This window comes from Victivallis sp. Marseille-Q1083 (genome assembly GCF_903645315.1).
Taxonomy (GTDB): Bacteria; Verrucomicrobiota; Lentisphaeria; order Victivallales; family Victivallaceae; genus UMGS1518.
Genome location: NZ_CAHJXL010000001.1, coordinates 2,969,990 through 2,985,374 on the forward strand (window position 1 = coordinate 2,969,990; position 15,385 = coordinate 2,985,374).

Here is a 15,385-nt window from a genome sequence, read left to right on the forward strand (position 1 = left end):
AATTGTAACTGGTTAAGATTGCTTGGCACGGAAGGCCCCCGCCGGAGACCGGAGCTTTCCGTCCGGTCTCCGGCGGGCAGACGATGAAAGGCGATCCGTCATCAGTAGAACGTCCCGTTCGGCCAGTCGGCGTAGTACCAACTGTTCGTCCACTGAATCGGCGAGAAATGCCGGTCGCGCAGCGACACCGCTTCGCGTCCGCCGAAGTCGCGGGCGCTGCCGTCGGCCAGACAGGCATTGAACTTCTGGTTGTGACGCAGCGCAATCTGGTAAGCGGTGCCGCCGTCGGCCGGCGTGGAATAAAGCTGGTCCGGCTTGCCGCTGGAAACGGAGGCGGCCGAAAACAGCGGCCCGTAGCAGCCGTTGTATTCCCTGTTGGCGTAGGAATCGGCGAACAGCACCGGCGAACCGCCGTTTTTACCGTATTCGTCGAGAATTTTGCTCATCTTGATATGCGGATAATTGTGCGTGGCCGGGTTCCATTCATAGCCGGTCACCATTGCGTTGAGGCCGATGGAGGTGTTGCCCTGAAACTCCGCCGTGTCGCTGTCATCCCAGTCGTTGCCGGCGCCGGCCGGACAATATTGCACTTCCGGCGAAATGCCGTAGTGATCGGAAACGTAGATCGCCCAGTCCCGTACTCCGAAGTCGCCTCGGGTGGCGTAAGGCATCGCGTAATCGTCGAAATCCATCGTGTAAAAGACGAACGCCACGCCGAGCTGTTTGTGATTGGAACGGCATTTGATGCCCTGGGCCGCCGCTTTGGCTTTGCCGAGGGCCGGCAGCAGCATGGAGGCGAGGATGGCGATGATCGCAATCACGACCAGCAGTTCAATGAGCGTGAAAGTGAGTGACCGATGTTTTCCCGACATTTTTGATGATCCTTTCCTTTGGTGAATATGCCAGTGAATTTTGGTTTGTTGAAAAGTATAGCAAGATTCAACCAAAAAGGCAATATCCCGGTCAGGAAATTGCGCATTTTTTTTGAAAAAAATTATGATTAAAAAATGGTTGAATTTTGGTTTTTAAATGGTTATTATATTTTATAACATATTTGTATTTAATCTATTATGAATTTATTTCCCGGTGTTTTATTGTACCGGATTCCTGAATTATTTTCAACCAAATGATTGATTTGGTTGAAAAAGCTGTTTTGGAGGAAAAATATTGTGAAAAATGGTGTTGCCCCGACCGGCCCGCCGCTTGCATCGGCGGGAGAGTAATTCTATTTTTTCTTCAAAGAAACTTACCAAAAATGGAAAGGAAAAGATGATGAGATGGTTTCTCGGATTATTGCTGCTGCTGACAATGACAAGGGCAGATGCCTGGGACAACGATGATTTCGACCTTTATCCGATCGTCGTTCGGGCCGGCCGGGTCAACCGGCTGACCATTGATTGCAAAGATGCCGGTCTGCTGCGGGAACCGGAACGGCTGGTGATCGACTATGTGCGCGGTGACGGCATGTTCGATCATCGAACCTATGCCTATTATGACAGCCATCGCGAGATTCCGTTTGAAATCATCGATGAAACGACGCTGGCGCTGGAGCTGAATTTCGACGGTGAAATGGAGTATGCTTTTCGCATTTTCCGCCTCGAAGGCGACACGCGGCAGCCGCGGCAACTGGCGAATTTGAAGGTTTATGCTCTGCGGGAAGACCTCTGGCGGCTGCGTCCCTGGAAAGGGGATGTCCATATGCACAGCCGTTATTCCGACGGCAAGGGAGAGCCGGCCGAGGTGGCGGCCTATGCCCGGTGCAAGGGGCTCGATTTCATGGCCCTGAGCGACCATGTGGCCTACCGGCCGTCGCTGCTGGCGATCGAGGCGATGGCGGCTCTGCCGACCGAATTGCGATGTTATCCGGGCGAGGAGGTGCATGCGCCGCGCAATCCGGTCCATATCGTCAATTTTGGCGGCAGCTTCGGCGTCAGCGACTGGTTCCGGGATCATCCGGAGGAGTATCAGGCTGCTTTTCAGGCCAAACTGGCGACGATTCCAGCCGACGACAATCAGGTGGCCAGGGAAGACGTCGCTTCCAGTGAAGTGGTTTTCGATCAAATCCGCGCCGGCGGCGGGATAGCGATTTTCAGCCATCCCTATTACCGGATGGCCAACCGGGTGTACATCATGGACGATACTGCCGAATGGATACTGAAACGCCGGAATTTCGATGCCGTCGAATTGATCGGCGGTTATGAAAAAAGCGCCACCGAGGACAATGCGCTGATGTTGTCGCGTTATCTGCAACTGCTGCGGGACGGCAATCACCTTCCGGTGGTCGGCGCCAGCGATGGCCACACTTACGATCCGGAGAGTTTCTTCTACTGGTATTATACGATCGTCTTTGCGCCGTCGGTTGATTTTGGCGAGCTGTCCGCCGCCATTCTTGACCATCGTTCGGTTGCGGTGGAGAATGTCGATGGCCGGGATTTGCGGGTATGGAATGCCGATTTCCGGTTGGCGCGTTACGCCTACTTTCTGCTGCATGAGTATTTCCCAAAACACGACGCACTCTGCCGCGAGGAGGGAGAACTGCTGTTGCGGGCGGTCCGGGGCGACGAAACGGCGGTGCCGGAGTTGGACGCACGGCGCTACGCCGTCGCCGAACTGATGAAAAAGTACTTTCAGGCCGACGGCAAATGAGCGGATTTAAAAGACGCCCAGCCGGCCGAGCAGCACCGGCAGCGCCACTTCGGTGCGGAGGATGCGCGCGCCGAGCCGCACGGGCCGGCAGCCGGCGGCGGTGAGCCGGTCGACTTCGTAATCGGTGAAACCGCCTTCCGGGCCCAGGACCAGCGAAACCGGGCCTTCGAGTCCGCCCGGACAGCGGTTGTCGGTATAGGGATGGGCGACCAGTGCCGTCGTTCCGGCCAGGATGGCCGGCAGGGCATCCTCAACGAACGGTTTGAAGGAGCGGTGAAACGCGATGGCCGGCGTGAGCGTATCGCCGGATTGTTCGAGCGCCGCCAGAATTTCATCGGAGAGCGCCTCCGGCTGGAGCCGCGGGCTGGACCAGTAACTTTTTTCCACCTTGAAGCAGTGGATGAAATGAAATTCTTTGACGCCGATGGTAATGCCGGCATGGAGAACTTTTTTGAGCGTCTGGGGCCGGGGCAGGGCGATGACCAGCTTGCATGCCGGCGGTGCCGGCGGCGGCGAATTCAGCGTCACCGCCAGCTCCGCGGCTTCCGCCGAACAGCGGAGCAGTTCGCCGCAGCCGCGCCGGCCGTTGAGCAAACCGACTTTGCAGCATTTGCCGGGCGTAGCGCGCAGGACGTCGCGCAGGTGCTCCAGCCGGCGCCCGGTCAGGCGCGCCAGGCCGGGGCCGATGAAATCTTCCGTTTGCAGAATGATTAAGTTCACCGGATGATCCGCCGTAAATTTCTTTCGTAAATTGTTTTTTCGAAGCTATAGTATACCGGAAAAGTTTGAAAAAGCAACAGATCGGATGAGGAAACTGCAATGATTATCGGGCTGGGGACGGATATCGTGGAAATCGAGCGGGTGCGGAAATTGTTGAACGGTTCCATCGGCGAAGCGTTCCTGGAGCGGGTTTATTCCGCCGGCGAGCTGGCGGCCGGCCGGGAACGCGGCAGTGGCGGTTACGAATATTACGCCGGCCGCTGGGCGGCCAAGGAGGCGTTGTCCAAGGCGCTGGGATGCGGCATCGGCGAAAACTGTCATTGGCAGGACATTGAAATCGGCAACGACGCCATCGGCCGGCCGTTGGTGACGCTGGGCGGGGCGGCGGCGGAAACCTTGTATCGCCTGCATCCGAACGCCACGGTTCACCTGAGCATTTCCCACGAGCGCCGCTATGCGACGGCGATGGTGATCATCGAGGCAAATTGAACGGTTATTGCTCCAGTTCTTTGCCGATGGCGGCCGCTTCCTGCGCCGAAATCTCATGCGACTGCAAAAGATTCATCCGGTAATAAATGCCCTGTCGCGCCAGCAGCTCCTCATGGCTGCCGATTTCGGCGATTTCACCATGCTGCAGTACGACGATGCGGTTGGCGTTGCGGATCGTCGACAGCCGGTGCGCGACGATGAAGGTGGTCCGGCCTTTGATCAGGCGGTCCAGCGCTTCCTGGATCAATGCTTCCGATTCGACGTCCAGTGCGGAGGTCGCTTCGTCCAGCAGCAGGACGCGCGGATTGCGGAGCAGGGCGCGGGCGATGGCGATCCGCTGCTTCTGGCCGCCGGAGAGCCGGGCGCCGTTCTCTTTGACCCGGGTGTTCAGTCCTTCCGGCAGCGAACCGATGAACTCGGCCAGATTGGCGCTGCTGACGGCCTGTTCGAGGGCTTCCTCGGTGACGTTGGAGGCGCCGTAGACGATGTTGTCGCGGATTGTGCCGTCGAACAGCAAGGTTTCCTGGCTGACCACCGAGAGGAAGCGCCGGTAGCTGCGCAGGTCGATGTCGTTCATATTGTGGCTGTCGACCAGAATTCGTCCGGCGGTGGGGCGGATGAAACCGATCAGCAATTGCATGATCGTCGATTTGCCCGAGCCGGAAGGGCCGACCAGCGCGATGGTTTCTCCGGGCTTGATCTGCAAACTGAAATCGCGGATCGCATAGGATGCGTCGTTTTCGTAACTGAAAGTGACATGGTCGAATTCATAATAGCCGTCCAATTGGTGAACCGCCGGTTTGCCGGCGTTCATTTCAAGGTCCGGACATTCCAGCACCTCGCCGATCGAACGGACCGATTCCAATCCTTTGCTGATGGCCGGGATGGTGTTCAATAACTGCATGACCGATCCGGTGATGGAGCCGAAGTAAGTGGACAATAACACGATGTCGCCGACTTCGATCTGAATGACGCCGCCGCGCCGCAGCATGACGGCGGCGAACAGGGTGATCATGTTGAACAGCATGAAGGTCACCCAGTTCACCGAGTTGAAGATGGCGTTGAGAAAGTCGAGCCGCAGGCCGCGTATTTTCACCTCTTCCAGCTTGGCATTGACCCGGTTGAGTTCGTCGTCCTCGATGTTGTGCGCCCGGGTGATCTGGATCATCCGGAGCATTTCGATCACTTTGCCGGACATCGATTCGACGCTGAGGCGGAACTCCTGGTTGTAGCGCTGCATACGGCGGTTCATCACTTTGCAGATCAGCACCGCCAGCGGCACGGTGGCCAGGTAAAAGATGATGAAAAGCGGCGCCCGGCAGGCGGTGACCGTCAGCGCCACGGCGAATGTGATGAGGATTTGCGGCAGGCTTTCGACCAGCATCCTGGTCAGCATTTCGATATTTTCGACGTCGCGCAGCACTTTGGTCTGCAGCACGCCGAGCTTGTTGTTGGTGTGATAGGGGATGGACAGGTGCTGCAGCCGGGTGCACAGCGAGGTCCGCAGATTCATTTCGACTTTGCGCGTCACCTTGCTCAACACCCGGACGAACCAGACGTGGGTCGGGACGTTCTGGACGATGGCGGCGGCGCCGACCAGGAAATTCAACAAAATCAGCCAATCGGCATTCGGCGCTTCGGAATCCCATAAATTGATGATGTTGGCGGTGACGATCGGCATGATCCAGACCGGCGCCGCCTTCAGAACGTACAGCAGTCCGGCGTAAATCAGCCGGCCGATGTCTTCCCGGTAGAATTTGATGTAGTTGCGGAAAATCTTATCCTTGCTGTATTCCAGATGCAGCAGTTCGGGGGAGAACTTTTTCGGGGACTTGTTTTCCTTGGACTCCATGAGCGAATCTCCCAGAATGGTTGAGCATTTGAAAACGGGAAACCGGACCCGTCAATCCAGTTCCCGGCTGATGCGCATCGAACAGAAATCCGGGCCGCACATCGTGCAGAACCGGTCGTCGCCGTGCGGTTTGCCGCCCGCCTGGCTGCTTTCCTCGATGGCCTCCCGGCGCAATTCCCGCGCCCGGTCCGGATCGAGCGCCAGCTCGAATTGTTTTTCCCAATCGAAATCGGCGCGCGCCTGGCTGATGGCGTCGTCGCGTTTGCGGGCGAACGGCCGTTTGCGGGCGATATCGGCGGCATGGGCGGCGATCTTGTAGGCGATGACGCCGTTGCGGACATCTTCGGCGTTCGGCAGGCCGAGGTGTTCCTTCGGCGTGACATAGCAGAGCATCGCCGCCCCGTAATAAGCGCCGAGCGTGCCGCCGATGGCGCTGGTGATGTGATCGTAACCGGGCGCGCAGTCGATGACCACCGGGCCGAGGATATAAAACGGCGCATCGTCGCAGAGCTGCTGCTCTTTTTTCATGTTCATTTCGATTTCGTCGAGCGGAATGTGGCCGGGCCCCTCGACCATCGCCTGCACGTCGGCGGCGCGGCAGCGGCGCACCAGGTCGCCGAGCACCTTCAGTTCGGCGAATTGCGCCTCGTCGCTGGCGTCGGCCAAGCAGCCGGGCCGCATGCCGTCGCCGAGCGACAAAGTGACGTCATACGCCGCGCAGATTTCCAGAATGCGGTCGAACAACGTGTAGAACGGATTTTCGCAGTGATTTTTCTGCATCCACCGGGCCAGGATCGAGCCGCCGCGGCTGACGATGCGCAGCAGCCGTTTTCTGGCCAGCGGAATGTGGTCGTACAGCAACCCCGGATGAATGGTCATGTAATCGACGCCCTGTTCCGCCTGGTCCTGGATGACTTCGAGGATCAGCTCCCCGGTCAGCTTGTCGGCGCTCTTGGCGCGGGCCAGCGCCTCGTAAACCGGCACCGTGCCGATCGGGGCCGGACTGTTCTCGACGATCAATTTGCGGATTTGGACGATATTGGCGCCGGTACTCAGGTCCATGACCGTGTCGGCGCCGTATTTCAGCGCGGCGCGCAGCTTGGCCAGCTCCTGCTGCGGGCAGCTCGACAATGTCGAATTGCCGATGTTGGCGTTGATTTTGGTCGTCAATTGCCGGCCGATGCCGATCGGTTGAAGGGCGTGGTGATGGATGTTGGCCGGAATGACGATGGTTCCGGCGGCGACGCCGGCGCGGATGAATTCCGGTTCCAGGTATTCTTTGGCGGCGACGGCGGCGATTGCCGGCGTGATTTCGCCGGCTTTGGCGCGACTCATTTGGGTATTTATTTTCAAAGCGTTTCCTCCAGTAGCTTGATCACTTTGGCGGTGGCGCCGGCGTGCCGGGCGACGGCCGCATAGGCGCGTTCGCCGAGTTGACGGCGTTGAGCCGCGTCGGCGAACAGTTGGGTCAGGACCGGCTGCAGCCGGTCGTCGTTTTCGACCAGGCGGACGGCATCCGCTTCGGTCAGAATCTGCAGGATAAAACGGAAATTGCGCAGAACGCTGCCGGTGACGATCGGTTTGGCCAGCAGGGCCGGTTCGATGAGGTTATGGCCTTCGTCCTGCCCGGCCAGGCTTTTGCCCATGACCACGACGTCGGCGGCGGCCATCAGTTTCAGCATTTCGCCGGTGGTGTCCGCCAGCAGGCAATCGACCGGTTCGGCCGCCGCGGCTTCCCGGCTGCGGCGGGCGAACTTGAGCGACTGCTTCTGCAGCATGGCGGCGATTTCACTGCCGCGCTCGGCATGGCGCGGCACCAGCACCAGGCGCAACGGCGGGAAGGCCGGCTGTAAATTCCGGAACACCGAGGCGATCAACTCCTCTTCGCCCGGATGGGTGCTGGCGCCGAGCAGGATCAGATGGGGACCCGGACCGAAATACCGATTCAGGTCGACCGGCTGCAGATCGGCCGGCACCGGCTGGTCGAATTTTAAATTGCCGACCGGAACGACTGCCGCCGCCGGCGAAACGTGCCGGAAGCGTTCGGCGTCCGCTTCGCTCTGTGTCGCGATCAGGTCGAACTCTTCCAGCAGCGGCCGGAAAAATTTCCGGAACCGGTAATAACCCCGGGAAGAGCGGTCGGACATCCGGGCGTTGACCAGCGCCAGCGAACAGCCGACCCGCTTCGCTTCATAGATCAGCGCCGGCCAGATTTCGGTTTCCAGAATGACCAGCAGCGACGGCTGGACGAGCGTCATCGTCCGGCGGACGAACGGGAAGAAATCGATTGGACAGAAGATGACTTCGACCCCTTCCGGCGCTTTGCTGCGGGCCAGCGCCTGGCCGGTCGTCGTCGTCGTGGACAGGACGAATTTGTGATCGGGGTAAGTCGCCTGGTAATGTTTCAGCAGTGCCAGGGCGATGACCGTTTCGCCGACGCTGACCGAATGCAGCCAGATGGCGCCGCGGCCGGACGCCAGCCGGGCCCGGCGCTCGGGAGAAAAATGGCCGAAACGTTCGGCGAAGGTCGTTTTCCAGCCGGGCCGCCGCCATAATTTATAGAGCAGGCCGGGCAGAAACAACAGAAAGCCGATCGGAAACAGGATATGATAAATCAACAACATGAAACGCATATTTTCATCTCTTAACATAAAAACGGTTTCAGGGAATATACCGCTTCCGGCCGGGTTTTCAATTGTGTTGCGCCAGAAAGCGGCGATTTCCGGGCGGAATGCCCGGAACCCGCTGCACCGGAGTTTGGAGCCGGCGAAATGTTCCGGCGCGGCCGGTCAAGACGCGGTTCCGGCGGTGCACCTCCGGTTCCGTTCAGAATTCGTCGTTCCTGCCGCTCCTGGCCGCCAGTTGGTAGGCTGAAATGAGCGCCAATGCGGCCCAGAGCAGGTCATGGGCGCTGAAAAAAATTTTGAAAATTTCCAACCGGTCCGACAACGTATAGGAGGCCAGCCGCATCGCCGTGTCATCCCGGGCGGCCCGGCTGCGTAATTCGTCCAGATCTGACGGCTGCAGGGCGATGACCTGCTCCCACTGTTCGTCGTACAAGGTTTGGTATTGCTGAATATATTCGGATAGCTGCCGGTATTCTTCTTCACTCAGGTCGTCCGCCCGCGCCTGGAAGGCATCGATTTCCTCCTTCGTCAATGACGGAGTATATTCGCCATCGGTGATTTTCTGGCCGATCAGATAGAAAACCAGCGGCTGAGTCTGCTGAAATTGCCGGTACTCATCACGCTGCTCGTCCGTCCAGTTCGCCATCCGGTTGGCTGCTTCATCGAAATTGGCGGCGGTCTGTCTCTTCGCCTCCTGCTCCGCCTGTTGATACATCGCCCAATCGGCATCAATTCCTTCGGCTTTCAACTGATTCAATTTCTGGTCTGGATCGGGCAGTTCCCCGGCTTTGACCAGCTCATTGGCCAGCAGCGCCGGCAGGGTATCGTCTTTCACAAAATAGCGGGTTTGCATCTCTTCGCGGACAGAGGCCCGGATCTGGTATTCCACCGTCAGGATTTTGCCGACGGCCAAACCGGCCAGCGCCAGCAGAATTGCCACCATTCCGGTCCGCAAACTGCGCTCCGGGGTCAGTTTCCGGACCGCAAAACCGGTGGCAACGCCGATGGCGATGGCCAGCCAACTGCTTTCGACGTTGCTGACGACGACGATGGCCGCCCAGATCATACCGCAGATCAGCGAGATGGCGAGGCCGATTGCCACGGCCAGGCCGAACCGGCCGGCCGTCTTCAGGGCAGTTCCACTGTCTTTCAGATTCAGAAGAGTGCCGCAGTTGCGGCAGACGCGGGCATCCGGCGCCAGCGGGAAACCGCACTGCGGACATTGGGGCTCGTCATTTCGATGAATCATGAAATACTCCTCGTTATTTGTAAACTGGCCGGAATACGGCTGAAATATTGAAGACGGTCATCGGCGGAGCGGCGCCGTCCAATTCGCCGCCGCAAGCGTTCCGGCGGGCCAGCGGGGGGATGACCGTGGCAGCCGTGTCCGGCAGTTGTTTCAGTAAATGTTTCAAAATCGTTCTTTTGCCTGATTCTGCGGTTTTCGACTGAGAATATAGGGTTCCGGCGAAGAATAGTCAAGTCCATTGTCCGAAATCGGAAAAAAGTTAGGCCGGCATTAAGAAAATGTTGAATTGTACCAGTGCTGCATGTCTTTTAATTGACGGCGAAAAATACGCTGGCAATGATCTGTAAAAGAATTGTGTATCATTTGTAATAAATCTGTATTCATTTTGTGTAGCAATCTGTATAAGTTTATCATTTATAGCTAGTTGTTGAATAAAAAAATCGTTTTATTTTCGCTTTTCCCTTATACAGATATTGACATTGTAATGAAAATTTGCTATACTATCCCTTGTAACAGATATAGCACATAGGATATACAATCATGTACCGTCGGCTTACCAAATCACAATCGATCGTCGAAGCGGTCACCAATGCGATTACCAAAGGGGAATTGAAAAATGGTGAACGGTTGCAGTCGATCCGTCGGCTGGCGGCGCAATTCGAGACCAGCCCGCCGGTGGTGCAGAGCGCGCTGGACATTCTGGAGCGCAACGATCTGATCATCCGCAAGCCGCGCAGCGGAGTGGTGGTGAAGCCGCATTTTCCCGGCGGCGGTTCGAACAGCGGGAAAGTTTTGCTCTGCCTGCCGGCCAGTTGCCATATCATGCAGAACATGTGCCGATTGCTGGAAACCAAATTGAAAGGCAAGCCGGTCGCTTCCGAGCAGGAGTTGCACCGGTCGATCAGCAAGATACTGCCGCCGATCGGCCAGTTGTACCAGGACATCTTCGAACTGGTGCATGAGCGGCTGAATCTGAACGGCTTGCTGCCGGTGCTGGCCAGCCACGACCTGATCATGAAGCCGATGCCGAATCCGGCGCTGATGAACCATTTGAATGCGGCGCTGGAGGACGATTTGCAGGCGGCGATCGTGTTCGGCAAGGACTATATCGACAATCCGATTTTACAGAATTTTCCACCGCTGCGTTCGATTTTCCTGTTCGAGCTGGATTACCCGGAAATTCCCGGCAATGCGGTGCTGCTCGATTTCGAGCAGGCCTTCTATATGATGACGGCGCATCTGGCGAAACTCGGCCGGAAACGGATCATGTTTTCGGTTTCCGAGCCGCACCGGTCGCCGACCCAGCCGGGCTGGAACAACCAGCACCATTTCCTGATGATCTACGGCGGCTACGAACGGGCGCTGCGGGAGTACAATCTGGCCAATTACAATGTGAAATTCACCGGCATCTACGGCAGCTATATCACCAAAAAGGTGCTGGCCGACATCATGAGCGCGCCGAACCCGCCGGACGCGATCATGTGCCACATGGATTTCTGCGCCCTGAATTTCATCAAGGCGGCGCAGGAGCTGGGCATCCGGGTGCCGGAGGACCTGGCGATCACCGGGTTTTTCAACACCGCCTGGTCGGATTATTCGCCGGTGAAGATCACGACGGTCGGTTTCGACACCGAGGAGTTGGTCAACGCGGCGGTGGCGCTGGCCCGCGACCTGCCGGCGGAGCGGCGGGTGATTTACCTGAAACCGCAGTTGTGCATCAAGGACTCCTGCGGCGCGACTCTGGACTTGCTGTAGAAAGCGAAAAAAAGAAAATGGCCGCTGCACAATATTGGAATCGGGCGAAGGCATTTTGCCGGCGCAACAAAATGCTTGAAAGTCCGGTTTCAATAGGCGCGGGCGATTGTTTGGGCAACCTGAAAATCATTCAACATCTCTAAGAAAGGGTGAAAAAAATGAGGAAACAAAGTTTTACATTGATTGAATTGCTTGTCGTAATCGCGATCATTGCTATTTTGGCCAGCATGCTGCTGCCGGCGCTTTCACAGGCCAAAGCGAAGGCGCAGGCGATCAAATGCGTCAGCAATCTCAAACAGATCGGTTTGATGATGCAGATGTATGCCGGCGATTTCGATGATATGATCATCATGAATGCTCCCTGGTCCGGAGATCCCTATACCTATGTGTTCAGTGAAGGCGGTTATGGCCTTTCGAAGGATCTGGTTTGTCCGAGCAATTCCGGCAAGGGGGAAATGAACCTCGATGGCGAGGATGAATTCAACAATCCGGCTTATCCGGCGCTGTTCTATTGGCTTGATGAGGCTTACAATGCGCCGGGATCTTTCAAGACGTCCAACTTGAGTACGGTGAAATGCGCCTGGACGGATATTACCGTCGGCTCGTCGAATTTGGCCGTCGCGGCGGACGGAGCTGCTTCCGACGGCGCTTCGGTCTGGCCGAATTGTTTTCTGGACTATAATTTCGACGAAGAAGGGTATTACAGTGCCCCTTACTTGATTCATTCGAACCGGTCCAATGTCGCTTTTCTGGACGGCAGCGCCCGTTCCATTACGCTCGGTGGATTCAAAAGCGGCGCGGGGCGGGCGCCGTATATTCTGCCCTGCACCGGCGGCCGTGAAGCCAAGGCGTTCTATAAAGTGTTGCTGAGCGACAACAAAGTGATCACCGGGTGGGAGCTGTAAGGAAGAGGCGGCCCGGGGCTCCGGAACCCCGGGCTGGCCGGAAAACAGCCGAGTCGCAAGTTGAGGATTGAAAATAGAAAGACAAAAGATGAAAAGACAAAAATTTACATTGATTGAACTCCTGGTTGTGATCGCGATCATCGCCATTCTCGCCAGCATGCTGCTGCCGGCGCTCTCACAGGCCAAAGCGAAGGCGCAGGCGATCAAATGTGTCAGCAATCTCAAACAGATCGGGTTGATGATGCACAGTTATGCGATCGACAATGACGACATGATCATCATGAACATGATGTGGGGCGGACAATCCTATGTCGAAGCTTTTCATGACGGCGGATATGGTATGACAAAGGGATTGGTCTGCCCGGTCAACTCCGGCGACGGGGAGATGACGCTGGAGGAGCCGGACCGGTTGACCAACCCGGCCTATCCGGCTGTCTATTACTGGGAAGAAGGAGCCGGTTCCTTCAAGACGACGGCTTTGGCCGATACGGTCTGCCTGTGGAGCAATGGCGTTAAAGTCGGGGTATCCAATTTTGTCATCGCGGCCGACGGCGTGACGAAAAGTGACGGCCGGATGTATCCGAACGCTTTTCTCTACTACTATCCGGATGCCGGTTACAGTTGCGCTCCCTATCTGTGCCATTCGGGACGCGCCAATACGGCCTTTCTGGACGGCAGTGTCCGTTCCGTCACTCTGGCGCAGTATAAAGCCAACATCCACGGCGGCACGCCGTATATTCTGCACCGCTATGGCGGCAGAGAAGCGAATTTGTTTTACGATGTCGTCGACAAAGATGGTAAAATTGCCCGGGGCTACAGCTATGATTCGTTGAATTATATCGATGAGTTTTAAGAGGACGTCATATGAAATGGTATCAAATTCCAATGCTGCTGGGATGTCTTGTCTGCAGCTGTCCGGCGAGTCCGGCGGCGGTGACGCCGCAGACGATGCAGTTGAGTCTGGAGCCCAAGGCCGCCGGGAAGCCGATGGTTCTGCTGGGACAGAATTATTACACCGATGAAACGGAGGCCCGCCTTCTGGTGGCTGGAGCCGGCCTGGCCGGCGGCAGCTTCCGCCTGGCGGATGAGACGGCAACTTTGTTGAATACGGCGCTGGCCAGCGACTACCAGTTGCTGCCGTTGCCGATTGAAAAGCTGCCGGAAGGCCGGCGGCTTTTCCAATGGCAGCTGCAATTGCCAGGCGGCCGGGAAACCCTGCAGGGAACGCTGGCGTTCGAAAAGCTGCCGCCGAAGCCGCATACGGTGAAGATCAACCGGATATCGCGCGGCTTGATCGTCGACGGCAAACCGTTTTTTCCGGGCGGATTTTACACTTACTCTGAAGCGTGCGCCGTCACGTCCGGGCAGGTGGCGGATGCGGCGTTCGGGCTGTTCAATGTCGTCAGTCCCTACCAGACCATCACGTCCGATACGCTGGACAACCGTTTGAAATTCCTGGACGAATGCGCCGGGCATGGTCTCAAGGTGCATTACCAGCTCCAGAGCGTCGTCGACGATACTGCGGTGAAGCCGGACGATCCGGAATATCGGCGCAAAATGGCGCAATTGGAAGCTGAAGTGCTGGCGGTGCGGGAGCATGAGGCTTTGCTGGCCTGGTATATCAGCGACGAACCGACCGGACACGGTGCGACGCCGGAGGGATTGCAGGCGGTCTATGAGACGATTCGCCGGCTCGATCCTTATCATCCGATCAGCGTGGTGTTCATGTCGCCGAGCGCGGCGGTGAAATTTGCCGACGGCTTCGACCTGTCGATGGCCGATCACTATCCGGTGCCGTGGGGGCCGCCGTTGGGGCCGGTCGCCGAATATACCTGGTGGGGGTTGCGGCCGGGTAAACCGTGCTGGACGGTGCCGCAGGCGTTCGGCGGCGCGGAGTGGTGGGAACGGGAACCGACCGCGCAGGAGATGCGCGGCATGGTGTACTCCGCCGTCGCCGCCGGCACGACCGGCATCCAGTATTTCATCCGCCGCTGGCCGAACGGTTTTCCGAAATCCCGGGTGCTGTGGGGCGAATGTATCAATTTGAATCTGGAACTGCAGGAGCTGGCGCCGTTTCTGTTGAGTGAGGAAGATTATGTCCCGGTGGCGGTGGCGGGGGAGGCCGGCGATCGTTCCGGGATCGAGAAGATGTCCGAGGCGAAATTCGTCGTCGCCTCCGGCTGGCGGCGGGCCGGTTCATTGCTGGTGATCGCGGTCAATTATGAGAACCGGCCGAAACCGATTGAATTGTCCCTGCCGGGTTGTGGCTGGAATGGCGAGGCGGAAGTCAAATTCGAAACCGGCCGCCGGGTGGCGGTCGAAAACGGCCGATGGCGGGATTTCATTGACGGTTACGGCGTGCGGATCTATCAGTTGGAGCTGGCGCCGCAGAGGTTTGACCGGGTGAAAATCGATCCGGCCAATTTGACCGCTGATCCGAGCTTTGAAGCCAATACCCAGGTGGGGACGCCGGACAGTTGTTATTTCTGGTGCAATCTGGAACCGGAAAAACAGGGCGGCACTGTCTATGTCGATCCGACTGAAGCAATTCATGGTTTTCATGCCCTGCGCGTTATGGTACCGCGGCGGGAAGCGGCATTCTTCCTCGATCCCTACCCGTTGCGCAATCTCGAAACCGGCAAACCGCTGCGGTTCGGCATCTGGGCCAAAACGCAGCCGGGAAAAGAATTCCGCTTCGGCTTCACGCCGGTCGGCAGCCGGGGGGCCGGTGAAAAAGTGGAATTTACCGCTGTCGACTGCTGGCAGAAATTCGAATGTGATTTTATTCCGGACAGTTCGACTGTCCGCTGGCAGCTTGAGTTCGATTCGCCGGGCGTCGCCTGGTTCGATTTGATGGAAGTGACGCCGGTGGCGGAAGGAGAATAATAATTGGGAGATGCCGGCGGCGGCCGGCCGATTACCCGTCACCACGGCGGCCGCCGCCGGCATTTTTTTGATCCGCTGACTGATTGCGGCGGATTTTGTCCCTCTTCCGTTCAGTGAAATGGAAGAGGGATTGATTTTGAAAATTGTATTTTCCGGTTGCCGCAGTATATTATAAGCTTTTTCAAAACGTCCGGGCATATTCCGGGGGAGGAATCGGGCGCATTTTTTTAAGTGGAATTCTTGTTTTATTGCGGGT

13 protein-coding genes are annotated in these 15,385 nt (G+C 57.5%); 6 read left to right on the plus strand and 7 right to left on the minus strand.

What is annotated here, in order from left to right:
* Positions 1-101 precede the first annotated feature (101 nt).
* On the minus strand, positions 102-872 hold the full coding sequence (locus HWX74_RS20035) for a type II secretion system protein (RefSeq protein WP_217704941.1): 771 nt from the start codon (positions 870-872) through the stop codon (positions 102-104).
* A gap of 397 nt (positions 873-1,269) precedes the next feature.
* Here HWX74_RS20035 and HWX74_RS12200 point away from each other — a divergent pair, with 397 nt between their 5' ends.
* Entirely contained in the window at positions 1,270-2,646 is a 1,377-nt protein-coding gene (locus tag HWX74_RS12200) for a PHP domain-containing protein (RefSeq protein ID WP_176013805.1), read from the plus strand.
* A 6-nt stretch (positions 2,647-2,652) separates the two neighbouring features.
* On the opposite strand, the gene HWX74_RS12205 is transcribed toward HWX74_RS12200, so the two are convergent.
* Complete coding sequence (locus HWX74_RS12205) at positions 2,653-3,366, minus strand: 16S rRNA (uracil(1498)-N(3))-methyltransferase (RefSeq protein ID WP_176013806.1); 714 nt, start codon at positions 3,364-3,366, stop codon at positions 2,653-2,655.
* Between the two features lie 99 nt (positions 3,367-3,465).
* Between HWX74_RS12205 and acpS the strand changes: the two genes are divergently transcribed.
* Positions 3,466-3,855 (plus strand): holo-ACP synthase, encoded by a 390-nt coding sequence (gene acpS / locus HWX74_RS12210; RefSeq protein WP_176013807.1) that lies wholly within the window; start codon positions 3,466-3,468, stop codon positions 3,853-3,855.
* A 4-nt stretch (positions 3,856-3,859) separates the two neighbouring features.
* Here the strand turns inward: acpS and HWX74_RS12215 are convergent, their stop codons facing one another.
* The 5 genes from HWX74_RS12215 to HWX74_RS12235 all read right to left on the minus strand — a co-directional run bounded on the left by HWX74_RS12215 (position 3,860) and on the right by HWX74_RS12235 (position 9,749).
* Positions 3,860-5,707 (minus strand): ABC transporter ATP-binding protein, encoded by a 1,848-nt coding sequence (locus HWX74_RS12215; RefSeq protein WP_176013808.1) that lies wholly within the window; start codon positions 5,705-5,707, stop codon positions 3,860-3,862.
* Between the two features lie 51 nt (positions 5,708-5,758).
* The gene (gene thiC / locus HWX74_RS12220; RefSeq protein WP_176013809.1) at positions 5,759-7,042 is read right to left on the minus strand and encodes a phosphomethylpyrimidine synthase ThiC; all 1,284 of its coding nucleotides are present in this window, start codon (positions 7,040-7,042) and stop codon (positions 5,759-5,761) included.
* A 14-nt stretch (positions 7,043-7,056) separates the two neighbouring features.
* Positions 7,057-8,340, minus strand: a complete 1,284-nt coding sequence (locus tag HWX74_RS12225) for a 3-deoxy-D-manno-octulosonic acid transferase (protein WP_176013810.1) — start codon at positions 8,338-8,340, stop codon at positions 7,057-7,059.
* A 193-nt stretch (positions 8,341-8,533) separates the two neighbouring features.
* Positions 8,534-9,583, minus strand: a complete 1,050-nt coding sequence (locus HWX74_RS12230) for a zinc ribbon domain-containing protein (RefSeq protein WP_176013811.1) — start codon at positions 9,581-9,583, stop codon at positions 8,534-8,536.
* 13 nt (positions 9,584-9,596) lie between these two features.
* Entirely contained in the window at positions 9,597-9,749 is a 153-nt protein-coding gene (locus tag HWX74_RS12235; protein ID WP_176013812.1) for a hypothetical protein, read from the minus strand.
* 374 nt (positions 9,750-10,123) lie between these two features.
* Between HWX74_RS12235 and HWX74_RS12240 the strand changes: the two genes are divergently transcribed.
* The 4 genes from HWX74_RS12240 (at position 10,124) to HWX74_RS12255 (ending at position 15,129) form a co-directional block, all read left to right on the plus strand.
* Positions 10,124-11,338, plus strand: a complete 1,215-nt coding sequence (locus HWX74_RS12240; protein WP_176013813.1) for a substrate-binding domain-containing protein — start codon at positions 10,124-10,126, stop codon at positions 11,336-11,338.
* Positions 11,339-11,496: 158 nt separating this feature from the next.
* Complete coding sequence (locus HWX74_RS20510; RefSeq protein WP_176013814.1) at positions 11,497-12,243, plus strand: type II secretion system protein; 747 nt, start codon at positions 11,497-11,499, stop codon at positions 12,241-12,243.
* An 88-nt stretch (positions 12,244-12,331) separates the two neighbouring features.
* Positions 12,332-13,096 (plus strand): type II secretion system protein, encoded by a 765-nt coding sequence (locus tag HWX74_RS20515; RefSeq protein WP_176013815.1) that lies wholly within the window; start codon positions 12,332-12,334, stop codon positions 13,094-13,096.
* Between the two features lie 11 nt (positions 13,097-13,107).
* Entirely contained in the window at positions 13,108-15,129 is a 2,022-nt protein-coding gene (locus HWX74_RS12255) for a glycoside hydrolase family 2 TIM barrel-domain containing protein (RefSeq protein ID WP_176013816.1), read from the plus strand.
* The last annotated feature ends 256 nt before the right edge of the window (positions 15,130-15,385 follow it).

Excerpts from the sequence above, each read along its gene's own strand:
- HWX74_RS20035 (WP_217704941.1), bottom strand. The coding sequence starts at position 872 with ATGTCGGGAAAACATCGGTCACTCACTTTCACGCTCATTGAACTGCTG.
- HWX74_RS12200 (WP_176013805.1), top strand. The coding sequence starts at position 1,270 with ATGATGAGATGGTTTCTCGGATTATTGCTGCTGCTGACAATGACAAGG.
- acpS (WP_176013807.1), top strand. The coding sequence starts at position 3,466 with ATGATTATCGGGCTGGGGACGGATATCGTGGAAATCGAGCGGGTGCGG.
- HWX74_RS12215 (WP_176013808.1), bottom strand. The coding sequence starts at position 5,707 with ATGGAGTCCAAGGAAAACAAGTCCCCGAAAAAGTTCTCCCCCGAACTG.
- thiC (WP_176013809.1), bottom strand. The coding sequence starts at position 7,042 with ATGAGTCGCGCCAAAGCCGGCGAAATCACGCCGGCAATCGCCGCCGTC.
- HWX74_RS12225 (WP_176013810.1), bottom strand. The coding sequence starts at position 8,340 with ATGCGTTTCATGTTGTTGATTTATCATATCCTGTTTCCGATCGGCTTT.
- HWX74_RS12230 (WP_176013811.1), bottom strand. The coding sequence starts at position 9,583 with ATGATTCATCGAAATGACGAGCCCCAATGTCCGCAGTGCGGTTTCCCG.
- HWX74_RS12240 (WP_176013813.1), top strand. The coding sequence starts at position 10,124 with ATGTACCGTCGGCTTACCAAATCACAATCGATCGTCGAAGCGGTCACC.
- HWX74_RS20510 (WP_176013814.1), top strand. The coding sequence starts at position 11,497 with ATGAGGAAACAAAGTTTTACATTGATTGAATTGCTTGTCGTAATCGCG.
- HWX74_RS20515 (WP_176013815.1), top strand. The coding sequence starts at position 12,332 with ATGAAAAGACAAAAATTTACATTGATTGAACTCCTGGTTGTGATCGCG.
- HWX74_RS12255 (WP_176013816.1), top strand. The coding sequence starts at position 13,108 with ATGAAATGGTATCAAATTCCAATGCTGCTGGGATGTCTTGTCTGCAGC.